Origin of the sequence: Bordetella sp. BOR01, from assembly GCF_019218885.1 — a bacterium.
GTDB lineage: Bacteria > Pseudomonadota > Gammaproteobacteria > Burkholderiales > Burkholderiaceae_B > Bordetella_A.
Genome location: NZ_JAHUWT010000004.1, coordinates 104,179 through 128,047 on the forward strand (window position 1 = coordinate 104,179; position 23,869 = coordinate 128,047).

Genomic DNA, 23,869 nt, shown 5'->3' on the forward strand with positions numbered 1-23,869 from the left:
TTTCATGAATCTGATCGATCCCGATATTCAATCCCTGGCTACCGCCAAATCGCTGCTGCTCGACCCATGGGGCCTGACCGAGGCCGATATGGCTCACGCGCTGGGCGAAATCTTCACCCACAAGGTCGATTATGCCGACCTGTATTTCCAGTACACGCGCAGCGAAGGCTGGAGCCTGGAAGAAGGCATCGTCAAGACGGGCAGTTTTTCAATCGGCCAAGGCGTAGGGGTACGCGCCATCAGCGGCGAGAAAACCGCCTTTGCGTATTCCGATTCGCTGTCGCCCGAGGCTCTGTTGTCGTCGGCACGCACCGTGCGCAGTATCGCCCGCCGTGGCGCGGGCAAGGTCAAGGTGGCTGCCCAGGTGCCGCCGGAAGCCGGCCGCAGCCTGTATGGCGATCTCGATCCGCTGGCCACGCTGAGCGCGCCCGAGAAAGTCGCGCTGCTGGAACGGATCGAACGCATGGCGCGGGCGCGCGACCCGCACGTCATCCAGGTGATGGCGGGGCTGGGCGCTGAATACGACGTGGTGCTGGTGGCGGGTAGCGATGGCCGCCTGGCCGCCGACGTACGGCCGTTGGTGCGCCTGTCGCTGACCGTGATCGCCGAGCGCAACGGCCGCCGCGAAATGGGGCATGCGGGCGGGGGCGGGCGCCTGGGGCTGGCCTATTTCTCGGACGAAATGCTGCAGGGCTACGTCGAGCGGGCTGTGCACGAGGCGATGGTGAACCTTGACGCCCGCCCCGCGCCGGCCGGCGAGATGACGGTTGTGCTGGGGTCGGGTTGGCCCGGCATCTTGTTGCACGAGGCCGTGGGGCATGGCCTTGAGGGCGATTTCAACCGCAAGGGGTCCAGTGTGTTTTCCGGCCGTATCGGTCAGCGCGTGGCATCCAAGGGCGTTACCGTCATCGATGACGGCACGCTGCCTGATCGCCGCGGGTCGCTCAATATCGATGACGAAGGCAATGCCACGCAGTGCAATGTGCTGATCGAAGACGGCATCCTGCGCGGCTATATGCAAGACACGCTGAATGCGCGATTGATGAAGACGCCGGCTACCGGCAACGGGCGGCGCGAATCGTTCGCCCATCTGCCCATGCCGCGCATGACCAATACCTACATGCTCGCCGGCCAGACGCCGCCCGAGGAAATCATCGCCTCGGTCAAGCACGGCGTCTACGCGGCAAATTTCGGTGGCGGCCAGGTCGACATCACCAACGGCAAATTTGTCTTCTCGGCCTCTGAGGCCTACATGATCGAGAACGGCAAGGTCACCTATCCGGTCAAGGGTGCGACGCTGATCGGCAACGGGCCTGACGCGATGAACCGCGTCAGCCTGATCGGCAATGACCTGCAACTGGATTCGGGCGTGGGCACCTGCGGCAAAGACGGCCAAAGCGTACCGGTGGGCGTGGGCATGCCCACGGTGCGCATGGATGGGCTGACGGTGGGCGGCACGGCCTGAGCGGACACCTGGGCGCGTTCCGATGGCCTCGATATTTTCCCGGGGCGCGCAGCTTTACGGGGCGCGCAGCAGGGGATAGGGATTGATGGCGCCGCCGGCCTGGTAGATGCCATAGTGCAGGTGCGGCGGGGTCGTGCGCGCATTGCCGGTGTTCCCGACATAGCCCAGCGGCGTGCCCGGCATGACCAGGGCGCCCGGTGCCACGTCGGCGTATCCGTCCAGGTGCGCGTAGTAGTGCATTTGCCGCCCGGGGCCCAGTACCCATACTACCTGGCCGCCCAGCGTGTTGCGGCCCACGCGCGTCACCACGCCTTCTGTCGCCGACAGCACCGGGGTGCGGCGCGCGGCGAAGATATCGATGCCTTCGTGCTGCCGGCCGGCGGAACGGGCTGCCTTCCAGGTATCGGCCAATTGGCGCGGGGCGACCCCCGCTACCGGTACGGGCAAGGCAGTGGGAATAGGCTGCAGGGAAAGCCGCAGCACGTGCCAGGGCGCCCGCCAGGTATCGGGCAGGCGCGGCCAGCCCCACCAGACGCCAGCACCAAGCAGGCCGAGCAACGCCAGGCGGGCGGCAATGCGTGCGACGGTGCGCAGGACAGTCGGGATGGCGGTCATTTTTCATTGCCTATGACTTGCTATTACTTGTTGATTGGATGCCGCTCAAGGGCAGTGGTTCAGTTGCCAGCAAAAGCCGTGGACGCGTTGGTAGCTTTGTGCTAGAGTTTCTCGTTATGAAATTCGCGTCCCCCGCTTTTTATTTTTATTTTTATGGTTTTCTGAAGCCGCTGGCGGAGGAAGGGACGCGCTCAATCTGAAGTCCGTAGAGAATCCCTCGAAAAAGCCGCCAGCTCCCTGGCGGCTTTTTTGTGCCGTCAGCCTGGCGGGCAACCCAGGAGCCACACCGTGTCGCACAATACCGACGATCTTCGCATACGCGAAATCAAAGAACTGAACCCGCCCTCGCATGTGATGCGCGAGTTTCCCTGCACCCAGCAGGCTTCCGAAACCGTCTTCGCGGCGCGCCAGGGCATGCATCGCATCCTGCACGGCATGGACGATCGCATGATCGTGGTCATCGGGCCATGCTCGATCCACGACACCAAGGCGGCGCTGGAATACGCCAGCCGGCTCAAGCCGGTGCGCGACCGGTTGCAGGGCGAACTTGAAATCGTGATGCGGGTGTACTTCGAGAAGCCGCGCACCACGGTGGGTTGGAAAGGCCTGATCAACGACCCGGGCCTGGATGGCAGCTTCGATATCAACCGCGGCATTCGCGTGGCGCGCGAGCTGCTGCTGGACATCAACAGCCAGGGCTTGCCCGCCGGCTGTGAGTTCCTGGACATGATCACCCCGCAATACATTGCCGACCTGGTGTCCTGGGGCGCCATCGGTGCGCGCACGACCGAAAGCCAGGTTCACCGCGAGCTGGCTTCCGGGCTGTCGTGTCCCGTGGGGTTCAAGAACGGCACCGACGGCAACGTGAAGATCGCCGTCGATGCCATCAAGGCCGCGTCGCAGCCGCACCATTTTCTGTCGGTCACCAAAGGCGGGCATTCCGCCATTGTGTCCACCGCGGGCAATGAAGACTGCCATGTGATCCTGCGTGGCGGCAAGGCGCCCAACTACGATGCGGCCAGTGTGGCGGCCGCTTGCCAGGACATGGCCAAGTCGGGCTTGGCGCAGCGCGTGATGATCGACGCCAGCCATGCCAACAGCAGCAAGAAGCCCGAGAACCAGCCGCTGGTGATAGACGATGTGGCGAGCCAGGTCGAGGCCGGCGATGCGCGCATCGTGGGCGTCATGGTCGAAAGCCATCTGCTGGGCGGGCGCCAGGACATGGTGCCGGGCGAGTCTTTGGTGTATGGGCAGAGCATCACCGACGGATGCATTGACTGGGACGCTTCCGTGCAGGTACTCGAGCGCCTGGCTCGCGCCATCAAAGAACGCCGCCGCGCGGCCGCGACGGCAGGAAAGTAGCGGGGATAATCGGGCCGCGAGCACCTCATCGTCCATCAAGCCCGAACCCGGCCTTCGTGCCGCTGCCGGCGTAGAATGCAAGATTCTCGTCCTTTGCTTGCTTTCACGCCGCCATGAATGCTCCTGCCTCTGCCGAATCCCTGCGCCGCCCGGTACCCGCTGCCTGCCTGGACGCCCTGCGCGCGCAGTTCGCCGATCGCCTGTCCGTGTCGCAGGCTGTGCGCGAGCATCACGGCCGCGACGAATCGCCGTATCCACCGATGCTGCCCGAGGCCGTGGTGTTCGCCCACAGCACCGAAGAAGTGGCGGCCGTGGCGCGCCTGTGCAACGAACACCGCGTGCCGCTGATTCCCTACGGCGCCGGGTCGTCGCTGGAAGGGCACCTGCTGGCCATCCAGGGGGGGATCAGCCTCGACCTGTCGCAGATGAACCGCCTGCTGGCGGTCAACGCCGAAGACCTTACCGCCACGGTGCAAGCCGGCGTCACCCGCAAGCAGCTCAACGAAGAAATCCGCGACACGGGCCTGTTCTTTCCCATCGATCCCGGCGCCGACGCCAGCCTGGGCGGCATGGCCGCCACGCGCGCCTCGGGTACCAACGCCGTGCGCTACGGCACCATGCGCGAAAACGTGATGTCGCTGACGGTGGTCACGGCCGATGGCCGCATCGTGCGTACCGCTGGACGCGCCCGTAAATCGGCGGCCGGGTACGACCTGACCCGCATCTTCGTGGGCAGCGAAGGTACCCTGGGCATCATCACCGAAGTCACGGTGCGGTTGTATCCGCAGCCCGAGGCTGTCTCGGCCGCGGTGTGCAATTTTGCTACCCTGGGCGATGCGGTGCAAAGCGTCATCGAGATCATCCAGATGGGTGTGCCGGTGGCGCGTGTCGAGTTCATGGACTCGGCTGCCGTGCGTAGCGTGAACCTGCACAGCAAATTGACGCTGCGCGAGACGCCCATGCTTGTGTTCGAATTCCACGGCAGCCCGGCCGGCGTGCAAGAGCAGGCCGAGACTGTGCAGGGTATTACCGCCGAACACGGTGGCATGGATTTCGAATGGGCGGAACGCCCCGAAGATCGCAGCCGGCTCTGGGCCGCGCGCCATAACGCCTATTTTGCCGGCCTGCAATTGCGGCCCGGCTGCCGCGCCAGCACCACCGACGTCTGCGTGCCGATTTCCCGTTTGGCCGATTGCGTGCGCGAAACAGTCGATGAACTCGACCGCGCCAGCTTTCCATACACCGTCGTGGGCCACGTGGGCGACGGTAATTTCCATGTGCTGATGTTGCTGGATGCCGACAATGAGGCCGAGTGGAAAGAGTCTGAAACTATTAATCACAATTTGGTGCGGCGCGCCATTGCTGCCGATGGCACCTGCACCGGCGAGCATGGCGTGGGCCTGCACAAAATGCAGTTCATGGCCGAAGAACACGGTGAAGACGCGCTGGCGCTGATGCGCAGCCTGAAACACGCGTTCGACCCGAACAACATCCTCAACCCCGGCAAGATCATCAACTGGTAAACCCACGTCCGTCGTGGGGTGTTTTGATGGCGGCGGGTGCGGGTAAATCCGCTCTGCCGGGAAAGATAGCCACGCGCTATTGTTGCGCTCATGAATTCATTGGTCGAACCGAACCTCAGTCACGCTCAGCAGCCGTTTTCCGCGACCCAGGTCATCGACGCACTGCATGGCGTGCTGCCCGCACATTGCGTGCTGCACCGCGAAGAAGATACCCGCCCATACGAGTGCGACGGCCTGTCTCTGTATCGTGCGCTGCCTCCCGTGGTGGCCCTGCCTGAAACCGAAGAGCAGGTGGTGGCCATCGTGCGCCTGTGCAAGCGCCTGAACGTGCCGCTGGTGGCGCGCGGCGCCGGTACCGGCTTGTCCGGCGGGGCGATGCCGCACGCCCAGGGTGTATTGATGGGGCTGGCCAAATTCAATCGCATCAAGCAGATCGATCCGGCCAGCGGCATGGCGGTGGTCGAGCCGGGTGTGCGCAACCTGGCCATTTCGGAAGCGGCTGCGCCTTACGGCCTGTACTACGCCCCCGATCCGTCCAGCCAGATTGCCTGTTCGATAGGTGGCAACGTTGCCGAGAACTCAGGAGGCGTGCATTGCCTGAAGTATGGCCTGACGGTGCACAACGTGCTGCGCGTACGTGTGGTCACCATCGATGGCGATATTGTCGAGTTGGGGTCCGAGGCGCCCGACGCGCCCGGGCTGGACTTGCTGTCGGTGTTCGTCGGCTCGGAAGGCATGCTGGGCGTAGTGACCGAGATCATGGTCAAGCTCATCCCCAAGCCGGCGTGCGCGCAAGTGGTCATGGCCAGTTTCTCCAGCGCCGAATCGGCCGGCCAGGCGGTCACCGACATTATCGCGGCGGGGATCATTCCGGCCGGGCTCGAAATGATGGACCGTCAGGCGGTGCAGATGGTCGAGCCATTCGTGAACGCGGGCTACGACGTCTCGGCGCAGGCTATCCTGCTGTGCGAATCCGATGGCACGGTCGAAGAGGTGGCGCACGAGGTCGAACACATGGAGGCCGTGTTCCGCAAGGCTGGCGCCACGCGCCTGCAGGTCTCGCGCGACGAGGCCGAACGGCTCAGGTTCTGGGCCGGGCGCAAGAATGCGTTTCCGGCCGCGGGGCGCGTGTCGCCCGACTATTACTGCATGGACGGCACGATCCCGCGCCGTCATCTGGCGCGCGTGCTGGGTGCCATCGAGCAAATGGAAGACGAATTCGGATTGCGTTGCGCCAATGTGTTCCATGCGGGCGATGGCAACCTGCATCCGTTGATCCTGTTCGACTCGAACAAGCCCGACGAAGTCGAGCGGGCGGAAAAATTCGGCGCAGCGATTCTTGAGCTGTGCGTGCAAGTAGGAGGCACCCTGACTGGTGAGCACGGGGTGGGTATGGAGAAGATAAATCAAATGTGTGTGCAATTTTCGCGTGATGAGCTGGACGCGTTCCTTGCCGTGAAGCGGGCGTTCGATCCGCCGGGCCTGTTGAATCCTGAGAAGGTGATTCCCACCCTGGCACGCTGCGCCGAATACGGCAAGATGCATGTGCATGGCGGAGCGCTGAGCTTTCCCGACCTGGCACGCTTCTAAGGCGCGCCCCATGGATTTCGTCCTGTCGGAGTTGTGCGACCAGGTCATGACGGCGCGCGCCGGCCACAAGTCGCTGTTCGTCATGGGAGGCGGCAGCAAATCCTTCTATGGCAATTACCGGCCGGTCACGCCGCAAGATGGCCATTGCCTGCTCGACATGACCGCCTACAGCGGCATCGTCAGTTATCAGCCGTCCGAGCTGGTGGTGACGGCCCGCGCCGGTACGTCCCTGGCCGCTCTGGAAGCGGCGTTGGCCGAGCATGGCCAGATGCTGGCATTCGAGCCGCCACATTTCAGTTCGTCGGCCACGGTAGGCGGGTGCGTGGCCGCCGGCCTGGCCGGGCCGCGCCGCATGGCAGCGGGCGGTGTGCGCGATTTCGTGCTGGGTGCGCGCCTGCTCGACTCCCAGGGCCGCATGCTGTCGTTCGGTGGCGAGGTCATGAAGAACGTGGCGGGCTACGATGTGTCGCGCCTGCTGGCAGGCTCGCATGGTATTTTCGGCGCCATTCTCGAGGTATCGCTGAAAGTTGCGCCGCGGCCATTCGAAGAGCGCACGTTGCGCTTCGAAGCTACCCAGCAAGAAGCGCTGGCGCATTTCACCCAATGGCGCGGCCAGCCGCTGGCTGTGTCGGCCACGTGCTGGAGCCCCGCTGACGACGGCATTGGTGGACACGTTACGGTGCGGCTATCGGGTGCGCCGCCGGCGGTGCGCAATGCGGTTCATCGCATCGGTGGGCAGGAACTGGATGCCGCACAGGCCGTGCAATGGTGGGCATCGCTGCGCGAGCATACCCATCCGTTCTTCGGGCGCGGGCGACCCTTGTGGCGCCTGGCCTTGCCGCCCACCGCGCCGGTGCAGGACCTGGCCCTGCCGACCTTGCTCGAGTGGGGCGGCGGCCAGCGCTGGGTAAGCGGTGCCGCCGACGCGCAGGCGATGCGCGAACTGGCGCAAGGCCTGGGTGGCCACGCCACGTTGTTCCGGCCGGCCGGCGCGGCTGTTCCCGCCGATGGTGTGTTTCATCCCTTGTCGCCCGGCGTAGCGGCGATTACCCGGCGCCTGAAGCAGGAGCTGGATCCGGCCGGATTGTTCAATCCGGGCCGTCTGGTGTTGGAGCTATAACGCAGTATGCAGACCAATCTTGCTTCCTGGGCGCGCGATACAGACTATGGCCGCGAGGCCGATGAGATTCTGCGTCGCTGCGTGCATTGCGGGTTCTGCACGGCAACCTGTCCAACCTACCAGGTGTTGGGCGATGAGCTCGACAGCCCGCGCGGCCGCATCTACCTGATCAAGCAAGTGCTGGAAGGCAGCGAGCCCACGCTCGCCACGCAACAGCACCTGGACCGCTGCCTGACGTGCCGCAATTGTGAAACCACCTGCCCATCGGGCGTGCAGTACGGTCATCTGGTCGATATCGGCCGCAATCTGGTCGACCAGAAAGTGCAGCGCCCATGGCGCGATCGCCTGCGCCGCGCGCTGCTGCGCAAAGGGTTGAATTCGGCGTTGTTCGGGCCTGCCATGCGAGCCGGACAGATGGTGCGCGGCTTGTTGCCGGCGGCATTCAAGCGCAAGGTGCCTGTCTGGCGCAACCCCGGCTTGCTGCCCGATTCGACGCGCCATACCCGCCAGGTGCTCATGCTGACCGGCTGCGTGCAGCCAGCGATGATGCCCACTATCGACAGCGCAACAATTCGGGTGCTGGATGCGGTGGGTATCGGCGCACGCCTGTCAGGGGCAGGGTGCTGCGGCGCCGTCAATTTCCACCTGGATGCGCAGGCCAAGGCACTGGACCAGATGCGCGCGAATATCGACGCGTGGTGGCCGCCGATCGAGCGCGGCGAGGTCGAGGCCATCGTCATGAATGCGTCGGGCTGCGGCGCCATGGTCAAGGAATACGCCCATCATCTGCGTGGCGACGCGCGTTATGCCGAGCGCGCTGCGCGCGTCGTGGCCTTGGTGAAGGACGTGGCCGAAATACTGGCGCCGCATGCGCAGGTACTGCGCGAACGCATGGCGCCCGGGGGGCGGGCGGCTTTTCATCCGCCGTGCACGCTGCAGCACTGGCAAGGGCTGCGTCCCTTGAGCGAGCGCCTGCTGGTTGACCTGGGGTTCGAACTGCAGCCCTTTGCCGATTCGCATTTGTGCTGCGGGTCGGCCGGGGCTTATTCAGTATTGAATCCGGCCATGGCACTGGAATTGCGCGACCGCAAGCTGGCGGCGATGGCGCCGCATGCGCCGCCGGTGATCGTATCGTCGAATATCGGCTGCGTGTCGCATTTGCAGAGCGGCACCGACACGCCGGTGCGGCATTGGATCGAAGTGGTCGACGAGCGCTTGCGGGGCTAGCAGGGCTAGCGGCACGCGGTCGGCCGAGGCGGGCCGCGGGGGCCGCCCGCGCCCGCGTCGTGCTATTCCACCGCCTTGACCATGTCTTCGAGCACCTTCTTCGCGTCGCCGAACACCATCATGGTGCGATCCATGTAGAACAGCTCGTTGTCCAGGCCGGCATAGCCCGCCGCCATCGAGCGCTTGTTCACGATCACGGTGCGCGCCTTGTAGGCTTCCAGGATGGGCATGCCCGCGATCGGCGAAGCCGGGTCGTTCTTGGCGGCCGGATTGACCACGTCGTTGGCGCCCAGCACTAGCACGACGTCGGTCTGGCCGAACTCGCCATTGATGTCTTCCATTTCGAACACCTGGTCGTAGGGCACCTCGGCCTCGGCCAGCAGGACATTCATGTGGCCGGGCATGCGGCCGGCCACCGGGTGGATGGCATATTTCACCGTCACCCCTTTTTCGCCCAGTTTCTCGGCCAGCTCTTTCAGCGCATGCTGGGCGCGCGCCACCGCCAGGCCGTAGCCGGGCACGATGGTGACGGTCTCGGCATTGGTCATCAGGAACGCCGCGTCTTCGGGGCTGCCCGATTTCACGCTGCGTTGCTGGCCGTCGCCGGCCGCCGTGGCGGCCGCGGCCTGGCCGCCAAAGCCGCCCAGGATCACGTTGAAGAACGAGCGGTTCATGGCCTTGCACATGATGTACGACAGGATCGCGCCTGACGAGCCCACCAGCGAACCGGCGATGATCAGCATCGGGTTGTTCAGCGAGAACCCGATGCCGGCGGCCGCCCACCCGGAGTAGCTGTTCAACATGGACACGACCACCGGCATATCGGCGCCGCCGATCGGGATGATGATGAGCACGCCCAGCACGAAGGCGATGACGGTCATGATGATGAACGGCGTCCAGTCTTGCGTTGCCATGAACCAGAAGCCGCAACCCAGCATGGCCAGCGCCAGCAGCAGGTTCAGCGTGTGCTGGCCGCCGAACACCACCGGCGCGCCCTGGAACAGGCGGAACTTGTACTTGCCCGACAGCTTGCCGAATGCAATGACCGAGCCCGAGAAGGTAATGGCGCCCACGAAGGTGCCGATGAACAGCTCCAGGCGGTTGCCCACGGGTAGCGGTGCGCCCGGCGCGGCGATGCCGAAGGCGTGGGGCTCGGCCACCACCGCCACGGCAATGGCCACGGCGGCCAGGCCGATCATGCTGTGCATGAAGGCCACCAGCTCGGGCATCTTGGTCATCTCGACCCGCTTGGCCATCAGCGTGCCGATCGAGCCGCCCACCAGCAGCCCCAGCACCACCCAGCCCAGGCCGATGCCGGCACTGCCCGCGCGCGCCAGTTGCACGATCAGCGCGGCGGTGGTCAGGACGGCAATGGCCATGCCAGCCATGCCGAAAGCATTGCCCAGCCGCGACGTGGTGGGATGCGACAGCCCTTTCAATGCCTGGATGAAGCACACCGAGGCCACCAGGTACAGCAGGGTTACCAGATTCAGCGAGATCATGAACGGTGCTCCTGCGCGGGCTTCTTGTCTTTCTTCTTGAACATCTCGAGCATGCGGCGGGTGACCAGGAAGCCGCCAAATACGTTCACGGCGGCCAGCGCTACCGCGAACACGCCCATGCCGCGCGCCAGGCTGCCTTCGGTCAGGGCGGCGGCCAGCATGGCGCCGACGATGATGATGGCCGAAATGGCGTTGGTGACCGCCATCAGCGGCGTATGCAGCGCAGGTGTGACGTTCCATACCACGTGGTAGCCCACGTAGATGGCCAGCACGAAGATGATCAGGTTGACGAGCGTGGGATTGATCGCTTCCATGGCCTAGCCCTTCTGTTTCTGTATGACGTTGCCGCCCTCGCATACCAGGCAGGCCGCGACGATTTCGTCGTCGCGGCGGATGGCCAGTGCGCCTTCGGGATCGGTAATGAGTTTCAGGAAATCGAGCAGATTGCGCGCGTACAGCGCCGAGGCATCGGTGGGCACCAGGCCGGGCAGGTTGGTCAGGCCGACCAGCGTGACGCCGTGCTTTTCCACTACCTGGCCTCGTTCGGACAGCGGGCAGTTGCCGCCGCGTTCGACCGCCAGGTCGACCACGACCGAGCCGGGCTTCATGGCCTGCACGGTTTCGGCCGACAGCAGGGTGGGTGCCGGGCGGCCCGGGATCAGGGCGGTGGTGATGATGATGTCGGCCTGCTTGCAGCGTTCGGACACCAGCGCCGCCTGCCGCGCCATCCAGCCCGGCGGCATGGGGCGCGCGTAGCCGCCGGTGCCTTCGGCGATCTGGCGTTCTTCGTCGGTCTCGAAGGGCACGTCGATGAACTTGGCGCCCAGCGATTCGATCTGCTCCTTGGCGGCGGGCCTCACGTCCGAGGCCTCGACCACGGCGCCCAGGCGCTTGGCCGTGGCGATGGCCTGCAAGCCTGCCACGCCGGCGCCCAGCACGATCGCCCGCGCGGCCTTCAGCGTGCCGGCGGCGGTCATCATCATGGGGAACAGGCGCCCGTAATAATGGGCTGCCAGCAGCACGGCCTTGTAGCCGGACAGGTTGGCTTGCGAAGACAACACGTCCAGGCTTTGCGCACGGGTGATGCGCGGCGCGGCCTCGAGCGCGAAGCCGGTCAGGCCGGCTGCCGCCAGCGCCGCCAGGCCTTCCGTGTCGAAGGGGTCCAGCATGCCGGCCACGACCGTGCCGGCTTTCATGTGCGGCAGTTCGTCGGCCGAAGGCGCGCGCACTTTGAGCACGAGCGGGCTGCCCAATGCCTGTTGTGCGGAACCCAGCGTGGCGCCCGCCGCGGCATAGGCCTCGTCGGGGTAGCGTGCCGCCTGGCCCGCTCCGTGCTCGACCACGACAGTATGGTTGGCGCCGATGTACTTCTTTATGGTTTCTGGCGTTGCTGCAACACGAGTCTCACCCTCACGGGTTTCTCGCGGTATCCCGATCTGCATCGCTACTCCTCCCTGAGTTCGCGTAGTTATACACGAATCGGCAGGGTAGGGGCGGGTCGTGGCCTGTCTGGCCTTCGGGGCATGCGTCGACAGCAGTTTCCCGCCGCGGTGTTTTTTAAGCGCGGCATCCAGGGCCCGTTGGTAGTCCGGTTGGGCGCTTGCCAGGCGCGTGCGTCCCTTTTCGGTCGGGACCGTATCCAAGCCCATGCAGGGCTTGCCGCACCTTGCCCAGATCGGCCTCGACACTGGCCACGACCTGAATCGCCGTGCTGCAAGGGGCATAAAAAACGCCCTGCAGGGCAGGGCGTCCAGGAAGGCCGGCGCGGGCGCCGGCCACGGGCGTGCAAACGTCCGGCGTCAGGCCGTTTGCGCACGCGTCCAGTCGAGCAGGGCGGCGGTCAGGCCGCGCAGATCGGCCTTCAGTTTGCTGTAGCCGGCCGAAGGCCGCAGCGTAGTTTCATCCATGTACAGCTTGCGGTTGATTTCTATCTGCAGGCTGTGGCGGCCTTCGGCCGGACGGCCGAAGGCACGCACCAGTTCCACGCCCTTATAGGGATCGTTCACGCTGACGTCATAGCCGCGCTCGCGCAGCCAGGCGGCAACGAACTCACGGAAGGCCGGGTCGCTGGTAGAGCCGTCGCGGTCGCCCAGCACGAAATCGGGATGGACCAGGCCGGGCTTGTCGGTGGCGTAGGCGCCGGCCACGCTGGGCATCGAGTGGCAGTTGATATGCCACGCCTTGCCATGCCGCGCGTGCGCCGCGTCGATCAGGCGTGCCACCTGGGCGTGATAGGGCTTCCAGCAGGCATCGATGCGATGCCGTACTTCGTCCAGGCTCAGCTTGCGGTCATACAGCGGCGTGCCGTCATCGAGCATGCGCCAGATCAGGCCCTTGCCCAGCTTTACCTTGGGAGAATCGGGCAGCGGTTCGGGCCAGGGTTGGTCCAGCAACTGCTGATCGATTTCTTCCAGCGAACGATTGGCGTCGATATAGGCGCGCGGAAACGCGGCGGCAATGAGCGGCACGCCCATGTCGACGGCATCGCTCCACAGGTCGTCGACCCAGGTGTCTTCGGCGGTGCGCAGCGCGGCAAACGGCGCCGAAGAGGCGAAGTCCGGCGGATAGGTCGTGCCGCTGTGCGGCGAATCCAGCACCAGTGCGGCGGATGCTTCCGGGTAGCGCGCCGGCAACGCCAGGCGATAAGACAGAGGTTCGTTGATAAGCATGGAATCGATACGGCAGCAATACAGGAAACGGCCCCGCCGTGGCGGGGCCGCAGATCGATCAGTCGATCTTCACATTGGCTTCTTTGGCGATACGCTTGTTCTTGGCGATTTCGGCCGAGATCTGCTGGGCGTATTCTTGCGGCGTGTTGGCCACCGGCGAGGCACCCAGGCTTTCCAGGCGTTGCACCACGGCCGGTTCGGCGCTGACCTTCACCACGGCGGCATGCAGCTTGTCGAGAATGGGCTTGGGCAGGTTGGCCGGCCCGATCAGCCCGAACCACGACGAATCGTTGACCGGCACGAGGCCGACTTCGGCGAAGGTGGGCACGTCGGGCAGGGCGGCCACGCGCTTGGGCGATGCAACGGCCAGCGCCACCAGCTTGCCGGCCTGCACGTGCGGCAGCGACGAAGGCAGGTTGTCATACAGCACGTCGACCTGGCCGGCCAAGGTGTCGTTCAGGGCGGGGCCCACGCCTCGGTAGGGCACGTGCATCAGGTCGGTGCCCGAGGCCATCTTGAACAGTTCGCCCATCATGTGCGAGACCGAACCATTGCCGGCCGAAGCGTAGGCGAACTTGCCCGGTTCTTTCTTGGCCAGGGCGATGAATTCGCTGATATTCTTGGCCGGCACCTTGGGATTGATCACCATGACGTTGGGCACGGCAGCCAGGTTCGAGATCGGCGTGAAGTCCTTTTCGGCGTCGAACGGCAGGTTGTGATAAATGGCCGGGTTGATGCCGTGCGTGCTGACCGTGGCGATGCCCAACGTATAGCCGTCGGCGTCGCTGCTGGCGACTTGGGCGCTGCCGATCGAACCGCCGGCACCGGCCTTGTTTTCCACCACGACGGTCTGGCCCAGCGCCTGGGTGAGCTGGTCGGCGAACAGGCGGCCGACGATGTCGGTCGTGCCTCCGGGCGGGAAGGGCACGATCAAGCGGATAGGCTTGGTCGGGTAGGCGTCTTGTGCGTGGGCGATGCCGGCGGTCAGCGGCGCGGCCAGTACCGCGGCGGCAAGGGACAGGCCCAGGATGACATGGCGACGTTGCATGAATTCCCCTGTAGGAAGTTATCGAGCGTTGCGATTTGCAAACCTTAAGATTTTGGGCGGGGTACCAGGTTTGCGCAAACGAAAGATTCTCCGTAAGCTATTCCTTTTTCTCATGCCGGAAGTTGTAAGTAATTACATCGTTCGCGCCACACCCATGCGCCGATTCTGTCCTTCCCTGACTGACTTGCAAGCGTTTGAAGTCGCTGCCAGGCACAGCAGCTTTACCCGGGCCGCCCAGGAACTTTGTGTGACGCAGGGCGCCGTCAGTAAACAAGTGAAACATCTCGAGGCCTTCCTGGGCGTCGAACTATTCCTGCGCATCAGGCAAGGGCTGGTGTTGACCGAGGCCGGCCAAAGCTACCTGAAGAAGATCCAGGCCGGCCTGGGCCAGATCGAGGCCGCCACGGTAGAACTGATTGCCCACCAGGGCAAGGGCGGCACCTTGCACCTGACCTGCATGCCGACCTTTGGCGCCCGCTGGCTGATTCCACGGCTGGCCACATTCATGCGGGTGCGGCCCGATATCCACGTAGAGTTCCTGCCGCACCGCCAGGGCTACGATTTTTCCACTCCCGAACTGGATGCCGCAGTGCGCTTCGGCGATGGCATCTGGCCAGGCAGCGGCGCCGACTATATCGTGGGGCGCGACGTCGTGCCGGTATGCAGCCCGCGCCTGATCGGCAACGGTTGCGACAACGCCGACGAACTGTTGCGCTATCCATTGTTGCACCATACTTCGGCCCTCGAGGGCTGGCGCGAATGGTTCGAGCAGGCGGGCTGCGATGCGCGCCGCGCGCTCGAGGGCGCGCGATTCGACCAATACTCGCTGTTGTCGCAGGCGGCGGCGGCGGGCTTCGGCGTTGCGCTGATCCCGCGCTGCCTGATCGAAGACGAATTGCGCGACGGCAAGCTGGCCGTCGCCCTTCAGGCGCCGATCCGCGCCCGCCAGGGCTATTACCTGTGCTATCCCGAGCAGAAGGCCAACCTGCCCATCCTGCAGGCGTTCCGGGCCTGGCTGATGGAGGTCTCGCTGGCAGCCGAGCCGCGTCCTGCCGAACAAGCCGTCGCGCTCTAAAATAGCGCCACCATGTCTTTTGCATCGTTAAGCTCATTTTCCGGCAAAGGCCGCCGCGTGGTCGTCGGCATGTCCGGCGGCGTCGATTCGTCCGTGACGGCCTGGCTGCTCAAGCAGCAAGGCTACGAAGTCATCGGCCTGTTCATGAAGAACTGGGAAGACGACGACGATTCCGAATACTGCTCTACTCGCCAGGACCTGCTCGACGCTGCCAGCGTGGCCGATCTGGTGGGCGTGGATTTCGAGTACGTCAATTTTGCCGCTGAATATAAAGACCGCGTCTTCGCCGAGTTCCTGCGCGAATATTCCGCGGGCCGCACCCCCAATCCCGACGTGCTGTGCAACGCCGAGATCAAGTTCAAGGCGTTCCTCGATCACGCCATGACCCTGGGCGCCGAGCACATCGCCACCGGCCACTACGCCCGCGTGCGCGCCATCGCCGGGCCGCATGGGCGCGAATACCAATTGCTGAAGGCGCTGGACGCCACGAAGGACCAAAGCTATTTCCTGCATCGCCTGAACCAGGCGCAACTGTCGCGCACGCTGTTTCCGCTGGGCGAGATCCGCAAGACCGAGGTACGGCGCATTGCCCACGAAATCGGCCTGCACAATGCCGCCAAGAAAGATTCCACCGGTATCTGCTTCATTGGCGAGCGGCCGTTTCGCGAGTTCCTGAACCGTTATCTGCCTACCGAGCCCGGCGACATCCTGACCCCGGAAGGCAAGCGAGTGGGAGGGCATCATGGCCTGTCGTTTTATACGCTGGGCCAGCGCAAGGGCCTGGGAGTAGGTGGCGTCAAGGGCAGCCAGCGCGAGGACGGCACCGCCGACGCCTGGTACGCGGCCCGCAAGGATTTGCCGCGCAACCGGCTTTATGTCGTGCAGGGTCACGATCATCCCTGGCTATTGTCGAATCGCCTGCAGGCCCTGGATGCCAGTTGGGTTGCCGGCCGGCCTCCGCAAGCGGGCGGCTACGGCGCCAAGACGCGTTACCGGCAGGCCGACGCGGCCTGCGCGCTGGAGTCCGCCGCGCAGGGCGCGTTCGAATTGTCGTTTACCCAGGCCCAATGGGCCGTGACACCCGGCCAATCGGCCGTGCTGTACGACGGCGAGGTCTGCCTGGGCGGCGGCATCATCGCCTGAACCGTCGCCCGGAGGGGGCGGCGCCAGGTTTGTTCATTACTCTGAGGAGGTCGAAGTGGATGTAGCGATGTTGGTTTGCCTGCTGGCGCTGGGCGCCGTGGCCGGGTTCGCGGCAGGGCTGCTGGGCATCGGCGGCGGAATGCTGCTGGTGCCGTTCCTGACCATGCTGTTCACCTGGCAAGGCATGCCGCAAGACCTGATTGTGCATGCCGCCATCGCCACCTCGATGACGTCCATCCTGTTCACCTCGCTTTCCAGCGTGCGGGCGCATCAGCGCCGGGGCACCATCCAATGGAAAATCGTATTTGCCATGGCGCCCGGCATCATCGTGGGCGGCCTGCTATCGGGGGGGGCGGTGTTCGCTGCACTTAGCACGGCCTGGCTGTCGCTGTTCTTTGCCGTGTTCGTCGGCTATTCGGGCTGGAGCATGCTGCGCAACAAGAAGCCCAAGCCGTCGCGCCAGATGCCTGGCATGGTGGGCACCTCGGCCGCGGGCGCGGGCATCGGGTTCCTGTCCGGGCTGGTGGGTGCCGGCGGCGGGTTCCTGTCGGTGCCCTTCATGGTCTGGTGCAACGTGGCGCTGCATGCCGCCGTATCCACCTCGGCGGCGCTGGGCTTTCCCATCGCGCTGGCCAACAGCATCGGCTATGTCGTGTCGGGGCTGAACGAAAGCGTGGCCCGTCCGGGCATGCTGGGTTACATCTACTGGCCGGCCTTGCTGGCCCTGGTTGTCACCAGCGTGCTTACCGCGCCGGCTGGCGCGCACATGGCCCACCGCCTGCCGGTGGGCACGCTGAAGCGGGTGTTTGCGGGGCTGTTGTTCGCCCTGGCGGCGTACATGCTGTTCAAGGCCTGGCAGGCCTTCGGCGGCTGACCCGGGCCAGGCCGGCCGCTCAGGCGGCCGGTGGGGCGCTGTCGACGAACGACTGGCGCGCCGCCAGCTTTTCGTGGTGGCGGGCCAGGTTGGCGTGCTGGGCACGCCAGTTCAGCGCGGCGAAGCGCAGGTCCAGGTAGCCCAGCGCGCAACCCACGGCAATGTCCGCCAGGCTGTAGTTCACGCCCATGCAGTGGGCTTGCTCGCCCAGGCTGGTGTTCATGGCTTCCAGGCCCGCGTGGATCTTGCGGTAGTGGCGGTCGACCCAGTCGGTGCTGCGCTGGACTTCAGGGCGCTGGTTTTCTTTGACGATGGTGACGCAGGCGTCGAGCACGCCGTCGGCGATGGCTTCCCAGCACTTGACTGCCGCGCGTTCGCGGCCAGGCTGCGGGATCAGGCGCGCTACCGGGGACAAGGTGTCCAGGTATTCAACGATGACGCGCGAATCGAACAGGGCGCCGCCGTCTTCCATGACCAGGCAGGGAACTTTGCCCAGCGGGTTGTAGGCCTGGATCTGCGTATCGGGGGACCAGACGTTTTCGAGCTCCAGCTGGTAGTCCAGCTTCTTCTCGGCCATGACGACCCGCACTTTGCGAACATAGGGACTGGTAAGCGAGCCGATCAGTTTCATGGAGGCCACAAGCGAAGTCGGAAAGCGGCCGAAGTATAGCAGGAGCAACTGTCCCAAAAATGCGAAGTTCCCATTGCGCAACGCTTTTTGGGCCATTGTTACATCGGGGCGAATGATAAAATCGGGTCCCGCCATTGGACTCCCTTGATTTCTTTTCACGCCATGCAGATTGCCGACCAGATCAGCCACCTCAATGCCCTGTCCCCGCTGGACGGCCGCTATGCCACCAAGGGAGACGCACTGAGAGGCCTGTTGTCCGAGGCCGGCTTCATGGCGCACCGGGTCGAGGTCGAAGTAGCCTGGCTGGTGGCCCTGTCCGACGCTGGCCTGCCCGAGCTGCCGCGCTTTTCCGAAGCCGCCCGTGCCCGCCTGGCGCAACTGGTGCACGACTTCTCCGAGGCCGACGCGGCCCGCATCAAGGATATCGAGCGCATCACCAACCACGACGTCAAGGCGGTCGAGTACTGGCTGAAGGAAAAAGTCGCCGGCGACGACGAACTGGCCCGTGCGGCCGAATTCATCCATTTCGCCTGCACCTCTGAAGACATCAACAATACCTCGCATGCGCTGATGCTGAGCCGCGCACGCGCCGAGGTCGTGGTGCCGCGCCTGCGCCAGATCGCCGATACCCTGGCCGGCCTGGCGCGCCAGCACGCGGACCAGCCCATGCTGTCGCGCACCCACGGCCAGCCCGCCAGCCCGACCACGCTGGGCAAGGAATTCGCCAACGTGGCGGTCCGCCTGCAACGGGCCATCGCCGCCGTCGAGGCGGTCGAGCCGCTGGCCAAGCTCAATGGCGCCACCGGCAATTACAACGCCCATTTGTCCGCGTATCCCGAAATCGACTGGCCAGCCTTCAGCGCCCGCGTGCTTGGGGGCCTGGGCCTGACCCAGAACCGCCACACCATCCAGATCGAACCGCACGACTGGATGGCCGCGCTGTTCGACGCCGTGGCGCGCGCCAACGTCATCGTGCTGGACCTGGACCGCGATATCTGGGGCTACGTGGCACTGGGATACTTCAAGCAGCGCCTGCGGGAAGGCGAAGTGGGCTCGTCCACCATGCCGCACAAGGTCAACCCCATCGACTTCGAGAATTCCGAAGGCAACCTGGGCCTGGCCAATGCAGTGCTGCGCCACCTGTCCGAAAAGCTGCCCGTATCGCGCTGGCAGCGCGACCTGACCGACTCCACCGTGCTGCGCAACCTGGGCGTGGGCCTGGGCTACAGCCTGGTGGCATGGGACGCCTGCTTGCGCGGCCTGGGCAAGCTGGAAGTCAACACCGCGGCCATCGACGCCGATATCGACGCCTGCTGGGAAGTGTTGGCCGAGCCGGTACAGACGGTCATGCGCCGCTATGGCTTGCCGCAACCGTACGAGCAACTCAAGGCGCTGACGCGCGGCAAGGGCATCACCGAGGCCGCGCTGCGCGAATTCGTGGGCGGCCTCGAGTTGCCCGACGAGCCCAAGAAGCGCTTGCTGGCGCTGACCCCGCGCGCCTATGTGGGACTGGCCGCCGGACTTGCCCGGGAGGTATAGTCGGCACTGCCGGCCTGGCCGGCATCGTCGCACTTACCGGGAGATCGTCCATGAAGCAGTTCCCCTTGCTGGCCGCCGTGGCCTGTTCCAGCGTCATGTCGCTGTGGTCCACGCCTACGCTGGCACAGTTCGCCAAGCCCGCCGATGCCATCAAGTACCGGCAATCCGCCTTGACGCTGATCGGATCGCATTTCGGCCGCATGCAGCCGGTGATGAAGGGCCAGGCGCCTTATGACGCGGCCCAGATCAAGGCCAATGTGCAGATCCTGAACACCCTGGCCGAATTGCCGTGGGCCGCTTTCGGCCCGGGCACCGAAGGGGGCGAGGCGCGTCCTGAGGTCTGGAGCGATGCTGCGGGCTTCCAGCAAAAGCGCGATCGCCTGAAAGAAAACCTGGCCAAGCTCACGGCGGCAGCCGATTCGGGCGACCTGGACAAGGTGCGTGCGGCTTTCGGTGACGTGGGTGCAAGCTGCAAGGCATGCCACGACTCGTACCGCAAGAAGAAATAGGGCGGCCTGGTACCGGTTACGAAAAGGAAAAGTCGGCCACGATTTCCAGCGAGCGGATCCAGAATACCAGCGCGGCGGCGGCGCCGGCCACCAGTGCAGCGCGCAGCCAGATGGCCGGGCCGTCATCGGCGGGTGGGGTGCCGGCTGGCAGGTCGTGCGGCCGGGCATTGCCGGTGATCATGGGGCGCACCAGCCGCTTGTGCCGTACCGCGGCGTACCAGAGTACCGCCAGCACATGCAGGACGACCAGGCCAATGATGAGCCATTCGTTCGTGTGGTGCCAGGACGTGAACCAGGACGCAACCGCTTCGTCTACGCGGGCGTACAGCGGGCCTTGCGTCATGATGTCGTCGCTGGCGAACAGGCCGCTGGTGGCCTGGAAGCCCAGCACGGCCAACAGGACAATGACTGACAGCGCGCCCAGCGGATTGTGGCCGGCCGGCGCTGCGGCGCCTTGCAGATAGCGCTTGATGGCGCCGGGCCCGCGCACGAACGTGGCAAACCGCGCGTAGCGCGGGCCCACCATGCCCCATACGATGCGAAAGACCACCAGCCCCAGCGTGGCCAGGCCAAAACGCACATGCCAATCCATGTACAGCCCGCCCAGCTTGACGCTGGCATAGGCGCCCACCACGCATAGGGCCAGGGCCCAGTGAAAGAGGCGGGTGGGAAGGTCCCAGATACGTATGGATGAGCGCGTGTGCTGCATGGCGGGTCAACCGGCAAATGATGAGGCTGAATTTAGCATGGCGACCGCGCGCCATGCCTGCTGCGCCGGCGTTCAGGCGGCCAGGGCGGCGTTGCGGCGCAGGGGCTCGATACGATGCACGTGTTCGTGGCGAAAGCGGATGCGCATGCCGGGCCCATTGAGGCGGCCGCACGGACGGATCACATCGGTGGTGTAAGTGACGATGCCGTTGATCGGCGCGTTGTAGATGACCGTGGCGCGGATCTCCGGGCCGTCGGCAGGCTTCAGGTGCACGATGTCGCCCACATGGATGGGGATGTGGTCGAGCCGGCTGTGCGTACGGCGGGGCAGCAATTGCGCGGCCGTGATGGAATGGATGGATTGGTTCATTTTTTCTCTCTTTCGAGTTCTCGTTATGGAAAATGCAGCGCGGGGCCGGCGCACGTACAGAGGCAGGCGCCACCAGTCGAAGGTGGGCAACGAGATCTGTAGCGGTACGCAAGCGCGGCGCGCTTCGGGCGCCCCGGTTGGGTGCGGGGCGCAGGGTTCGCGCAGGGAAAGCTGCTGGCGGGTTGCCAGACAAGCTGGCGCAAACAGGCGGTAGAACGATTGCCGGGCCTGGCTGACTTGGGATGGTTTTGCGCCGGGCCGCGGGCTCTTGCAGGCGGGTGTTTGGTTACCGCAGGCTTTGTAATAAAGCAGGCATGGACGGACGACAAGCCTGCGAATAATTGCCTGCAGTGACCTGCACCAACAGGGTCTAATGCCTAACCACTGCCTACGTTGTTCTACTGCCAAACCTTCGATTATACGGATAAATCCTTGTTTTGGCAATACTTTTCGCGTTCAAGGCTCAATGCGGCGTCGCGGCCTGCTGATGGGCCAGACGTTGCGCCTCGATAATCTGGTCTTCCAGCTCGGCAGACATTTCCAGGGCCACTTGCGGGGCGGTTCCCGCGGCGGCCTCGAGCTTGAGCCGGATGCGTTGGCCGGCAAACGCCGCCGGCGCGGCCTGGATGTCGATGTAGCGTTGCACCAGCGCATCCACGGCCTGCTGCGCCTGTTCGAGGGCCGCGGCATCCAGCGTTGTGCCGGCCAGTTCCTGGTTTACCGTGCGAGCCAGGTCCGAGGTAAAAAACAGGAATGCCGTGGCGCCACGGCATTCGGGATGCGTGTATCCCCAGGGCTCTTGCGCGGAAGGATTATCGGAAGTGGTGGTCATTGTCGGCAAAATCGATGAATGCGAGACGAGCAACCAGCATTGTAGGACGGGGGTGGGGCGGTTTGCGGCTGCCGTGTCACATATCGATTCCGAGGCAACAAATCCTATAAGCGCTGTATGGGCTGGGCCAGTTGGGGTAATGTTCCGAACCGGCCGGGCGCTGCGCCAGCCGGCGTAAATGGGGGGATCATGCGTATCGCGTTTCGTTTCATGTGGCTACTGGTGGCCAGCCTGGTGCTGGCCGGCTGTGTGAATAAAGAGCCAGAGCAGCGCGTTGCATTCATGGCCTGGTTGCAGGCCAAGGTGCTTGATACGCCCGGCGCGGCCGTTCCTCCACTGGATGAAGCGCAGCGCGATGCGTTTGGCGATTATGCCGAGCACTATGACATCTTGGCCGATTTCGACACGGTGGCAGCTTCGGTGGTAGACCGTCTGGCACGCACGCTGGAACATGAAGAGCTGCACTCGCTGGCGCAATTGCAGGCGCGGCATGATGACTTGCTGGCCGATCGCCAGGCCTTGTCCGAGGCGCGCACCAGTTTGGACAAGGCGCTGCGGCAAGCCCAGGCTGAACGCGCCGAGCTGGAGCAGCCGGCCGATTTGCAGCCAGTCTATGCGCAGGCATACGAACGGGCCGTCAACCACAGTGCGGCGCAGTTGGATCCCTTGCTGGCGGTGACGGCAGCGGCGCTGGACGACGCCTTGCGGGTGGCGGACTTTGTTGCCCGGCATCGCGAACAGATCGTCATCGATGCCGAGTCGGCGTCAGTGCGCGACCCGTCGGTACAACAAGAATTGAATCGCCTGCTGGAAGCCCTGAACGGCCATGCCTCGGCGATCGACCAGGCGCAGCGCAGCCTGAGGGCCCTGGCACCGGCGTGATACAAGCCGTCATGCCGGATTTGTACAATTGCGCTTCACGCGGCAATCGTCGCGCACGGGATCGAACATGAACGGGTCTAGCCTGTATTATCGTTTCTTCATACTGTTGCTGATACTGGTATCGATTGCTTTTGGCTGGGTACTGTGGCCTTTCTACGGGGCGGTGTTCTGGGGCGCGATCCTGGCGATTATTTTTGCGCCCGTGCACAGGCGCATTGCCGCCAAGCTGGGCAAGCGGCGCAACCTGGCCGCGCTGACCTCGCTGCTGCTGGTGTTGCTGGTGGTGATCGTACCGGTGACCTTCATTACCGGCTCGCTGGTGCAGGAAGGCGCAAACCTGTATCAGCGCGTGAAGTCGGGAAACCTGAACTTCGGCGCCTATTTCCAGCAGGTGCTCGATGCGCTGCCGGCCTCGGTGCACAGCCTGCTGACGCGCTTCGGCATGGCGGACATCACCAGCTTGCAAGACAAGCTCACTGCCGGCGCGATGCAAGGCAGCCAGTACCTGGCCACGCAGGCCTTCAATATCGGGCAGGACACTTTCCAGTTTCTGATCAGTTTCGGCATCATGCTGTACCTGCTGTTCTTCCTGCTGCGCGACGGGTCCGTGCTATCGGCGCGCTTGCGCGCCGCGATTCCCCTGGATGACAGCCACAAAATGCATTTGCTGCGCAAATTCACCACCGTGATACGTGCCACTGTCAAAGGCAACGTCGCGGTTGCCGCGATGCAAGGCGCCTTGGGCGGCGTGATTTTCTACATTCTGGGAATCCAGGGGCCGGTGTTGTGGGCAGTGGTGATGGCGTTCCTGTCCCTGCTGCCCGCCATCGGCGCAGGGCTGATCTGGGCGCCTGTAGCAGTGTATTTCCTGGTGACCGGCGCGATCTGGCAAGGCGTGACTTTGATTTTGTTTGGCGTGCTGGTGATAGGCATGGTCGATAACGTGCTGCGACCGCTGCTGGTGGGCAAAGATACCAAGCTGCCCGATTATGTGGTGCTGATCTCCACGCTGGGCGGCATGGCGCTGTTCGGCTTGAACGGCTTCGTAATCGGACCGCTGATCGCGGCATTGTTCATCGCGTGTTGGGACTTATTCGCGTCTGATCTGGTCGATGCGGAGTCGGCTGACGGCGCTTCCAATCGGCACTGATTCCCGGCGTTTGCGCCCAGGAAGTGGCGCATGTA

Annotated in this window: 23 protein-coding genes; 13 read left to right on the forward strand and 10 right to left on the reverse strand. The window is 64.6% G+C overall.

What is annotated here, in order from left to right:
* Positions 1–4 precede the first annotated feature (4 nt).
* Positions 5–1,465, forward strand: coding sequence for a metalloprotease TldD (tldD, locus tag KW845_RS22200; RefSeq protein WP_218371547.1), 1,461 nt, complete (start codon positions 5–7; stop codon positions 1,463–1,465).
* Between the two features lie 54 nt (positions 1,466–1,519).
* Here the strand turns inward: tldD and KW845_RS22205 are convergent, their stop codons facing one another.
* Positions 1,520–2,080, reverse strand: a complete 561-nt coding sequence (locus KW845_RS22205; RefSeq protein ID WP_218371548.1) for a M23 family metallopeptidase — start codon at positions 2,078–2,080, stop codon at positions 1,520–1,522.
* A gap of 288 nt (positions 2,081–2,368) precedes the next feature.
* On the opposite strand from KW845_RS22205, the gene aroG reads away from it, so the two are divergent.
* The 5 genes from aroG to glcF all read left to right on the forward strand — a co-directional run bounded on the left by aroG (position 2,369) and on the right by glcF (position 8,902).
* Complete coding sequence (gene aroG / locus KW845_RS22210; RefSeq protein ID WP_218371549.1) at positions 2,369–3,442, forward strand: 3-deoxy-7-phosphoheptulonate synthase AroG; 1,074 nt, start codon at positions 2,369–2,371, stop codon at positions 3,440–3,442.
* A 113-nt stretch (positions 3,443–3,555) separates the two neighbouring features.
* Positions 3,556–4,965 carry an FAD-binding oxidoreductase gene (locus KW845_RS22215; RefSeq protein ID WP_218371550.1) on the forward strand — a complete coding sequence of 470 codons (1,410 nt, stop codon included), beginning with the start codon at positions 3,556–3,558 and terminating at the stop codon, positions 4,963–4,965.
* Between the two features lie 90 nt (positions 4,966–5,055).
* Positions 5,056–6,555 carry an FAD-linked oxidase C-terminal domain-containing protein gene (locus tag KW845_RS22220; protein ID WP_218371551.1) on the forward strand — a complete coding sequence of 500 codons (1,500 nt, stop codon included), beginning with the start codon at positions 5,056–5,058 and terminating at the stop codon, positions 6,553–6,555.
* Between the two features lie 10 nt (positions 6,556–6,565).
* Positions 6,566–7,675, forward strand: a complete 1,110-nt coding sequence (glcE, locus tag KW845_RS22225; protein ID WP_218371552.1) for a glycolate oxidase subunit GlcE — start codon at positions 6,566–6,568, stop codon at positions 7,673–7,675.
* Positions 7,676–7,681: 6 nt separating this feature from the next.
* Entirely contained in the window at positions 7,682–8,902 is a 1,221-nt protein-coding gene (glcF, locus tag KW845_RS22230) for a glycolate oxidase subunit GlcF (RefSeq protein WP_218371553.1), read from the forward strand.
* Positions 8,903–8,964: 62 nt separating this feature from the next.
* Here glcF and KW845_RS22235 read toward each other — a convergent pair whose 3' ends face one another.
* The 5 genes from KW845_RS22235 to KW845_RS22255 form a co-directional block, all read right to left on the reverse strand.
* Positions 8,965–10,404 (reverse strand): NAD(P)(+) transhydrogenase (Re/Si-specific) subunit beta, encoded by a 1,440-nt coding sequence (locus KW845_RS22235; protein WP_218371554.1) that lies wholly within the window; start codon positions 10,402–10,404, stop codon positions 8,965–8,967.
* Entirely contained in the window at positions 10,401–10,718 is a 318-nt protein-coding gene (locus KW845_RS22240) for an NAD(P) transhydrogenase subunit alpha (RefSeq protein ID WP_218371555.1), read from the reverse strand. The genes KW845_RS22235 and KW845_RS22240 overlap by 4 nt, the downstream gene beginning before the upstream one ends.
* A 3-nt stretch (positions 10,719–10,721) precedes the next feature.
* Positions 10,722–11,846, reverse strand: coding sequence for a Re/Si-specific NAD(P)(+) transhydrogenase subunit alpha (locus KW845_RS22245; RefSeq protein WP_218371556.1), 1,125 nt, complete (start codon positions 11,844–11,846; stop codon positions 10,722–10,724).
* Positions 11,847–12,203: 357 nt separating this feature from the next.
* The gene (locus tag KW845_RS22250) at positions 12,204–13,073 is read right to left on the reverse strand and encodes an N-formylglutamate amidohydrolase (protein ID WP_218371557.1); all 870 of its coding nucleotides are present in this window, start codon (positions 13,071–13,073) and stop codon (positions 12,204–12,206) included.
* Between the two features lie 58 nt (positions 13,074–13,131).
* The gene (locus KW845_RS22255; protein ID WP_218371558.1) at positions 13,132–14,121 is read right to left on the reverse strand and encodes a tripartite tricarboxylate transporter substrate binding protein; all 990 of its coding nucleotides are present in this window, start codon (positions 14,119–14,121) and stop codon (positions 13,132–13,134) included.
* A 154-nt stretch (positions 14,122–14,275) separates the two neighbouring features.
* Here KW845_RS22255 and gcvA point away from each other — a divergent pair, with 154 nt between their 5' ends.
* Genes gcvA through KW845_RS22270 form a run of 3 tightly spaced genes read left to right on the forward strand, consistent with a single transcriptional unit; the run spans position 14,276 to position 17,213 of the window.
* Complete coding sequence (gene gcvA, locus KW845_RS22260; RefSeq protein WP_218371559.1) at positions 14,276–15,196, forward strand: transcriptional regulator GcvA; 921 nt, start codon at positions 14,276–14,278, stop codon at positions 15,194–15,196.
* 12 nt (positions 15,197–15,208) lie between these two features.
* Positions 15,209–16,339 carry a tRNA 2-thiouridine(34) synthase MnmA gene (gene mnmA, locus KW845_RS22265; RefSeq protein WP_218371560.1) on the forward strand — a complete coding sequence of 377 codons (1,131 nt, stop codon included), beginning with the start codon at positions 15,209–15,211 and terminating at the stop codon, positions 16,337–16,339.
* A 55-nt stretch (positions 16,340–16,394) separates the two neighbouring features.
* Complete coding sequence (locus KW845_RS22270) at positions 16,395–17,213, forward strand: sulfite exporter TauE/SafE family protein (protein WP_218371561.1); 819 nt, start codon at positions 16,395–16,397, stop codon at positions 17,211–17,213.
* 19 nt (positions 17,214–17,232) lie between these two features.
* On the opposite strand, the gene KW845_RS22275 is transcribed toward KW845_RS22270, so the two are convergent.
* Complete coding sequence (locus KW845_RS22275; protein ID WP_218371562.1) at positions 17,233–17,844, reverse strand: glutathione S-transferase N-terminal domain-containing protein; 612 nt, start codon at positions 17,842–17,844, stop codon at positions 17,233–17,235.
* A gap of 162 nt (positions 17,845–18,006) precedes the next feature.
* Between KW845_RS22275 and purB the strand changes: the two genes are divergently transcribed.
* Both purB and KW845_RS22285 read left to right on the forward strand, forming a co-directional pair.
* Positions 18,007–19,383 carry an adenylosuccinate lyase gene (purB, locus tag KW845_RS22280; RefSeq protein ID WP_218372134.1) on the forward strand — a complete coding sequence of 459 codons (1,377 nt, stop codon included), beginning with the start codon at positions 18,007–18,009 and terminating at the stop codon, positions 19,381–19,383.
* 50 nt (positions 19,384–19,433) lie between these two features.
* On the forward strand, positions 19,434–19,892 hold the full coding sequence (locus KW845_RS22285; protein WP_218371563.1) for a cytochrome c: 459 nt from the start codon (positions 19,434–19,436) through the stop codon (positions 19,890–19,892).
* A 16-nt stretch (positions 19,893–19,908) separates the two neighbouring features.
* Here KW845_RS22285 and KW845_RS22290 read toward each other — a convergent pair whose 3' ends face one another.
* From KW845_RS22290 to KW845_RS22300, 3 genes are all read right to left on the reverse strand, one after another.
* Entirely contained in the window at positions 19,909–20,601 is a 693-nt protein-coding gene (locus tag KW845_RS22290) for a cytochrome b/b6 domain-containing protein (RefSeq protein ID WP_218371564.1), read from the reverse strand.
* Positions 20,602–20,673: 72 nt separating this feature from the next.
* Positions 20,674–20,970, reverse strand: a complete 297-nt coding sequence (locus tag KW845_RS22295; RefSeq protein ID WP_218371565.1) for a hypothetical protein — start codon at positions 20,968–20,970, stop codon at positions 20,674–20,676.
* Between the two features lie 463 nt (positions 20,971–21,433).
* Positions 21,434–21,802 carry a hypothetical protein gene (locus KW845_RS22300; protein WP_218371566.1) on the reverse strand — a complete coding sequence of 123 codons (369 nt, stop codon included), beginning with the start codon at positions 21,800–21,802 and terminating at the stop codon, positions 21,434–21,436.
* A gap of 189 nt (positions 21,803–21,991) precedes the next feature.
* Between KW845_RS22300 and KW845_RS22305 the strand changes: the two genes are divergently transcribed.
* Together KW845_RS22305 and KW845_RS22310 are read left to right on the forward strand one after the other, a co-directional pair.
* Positions 21,992–22,684 carry a DUF3053 domain-containing protein gene (locus KW845_RS22305; protein WP_218371567.1) on the forward strand — a complete coding sequence of 231 codons (693 nt, stop codon included), beginning with the start codon at positions 21,992–21,994 and terminating at the stop codon, positions 22,682–22,684.
* 67 nt (positions 22,685–22,751) lie between these two features.
* A complete protein-coding gene (locus tag KW845_RS22310; RefSeq protein ID WP_218371568.1) occupies positions 22,752–23,834 on the forward strand; it encodes an AI-2E family transporter in 1,083 nt (360 codons plus the stop codon).
* The last annotated feature ends 35 nt before the right edge of the window (positions 23,835–23,869 follow it).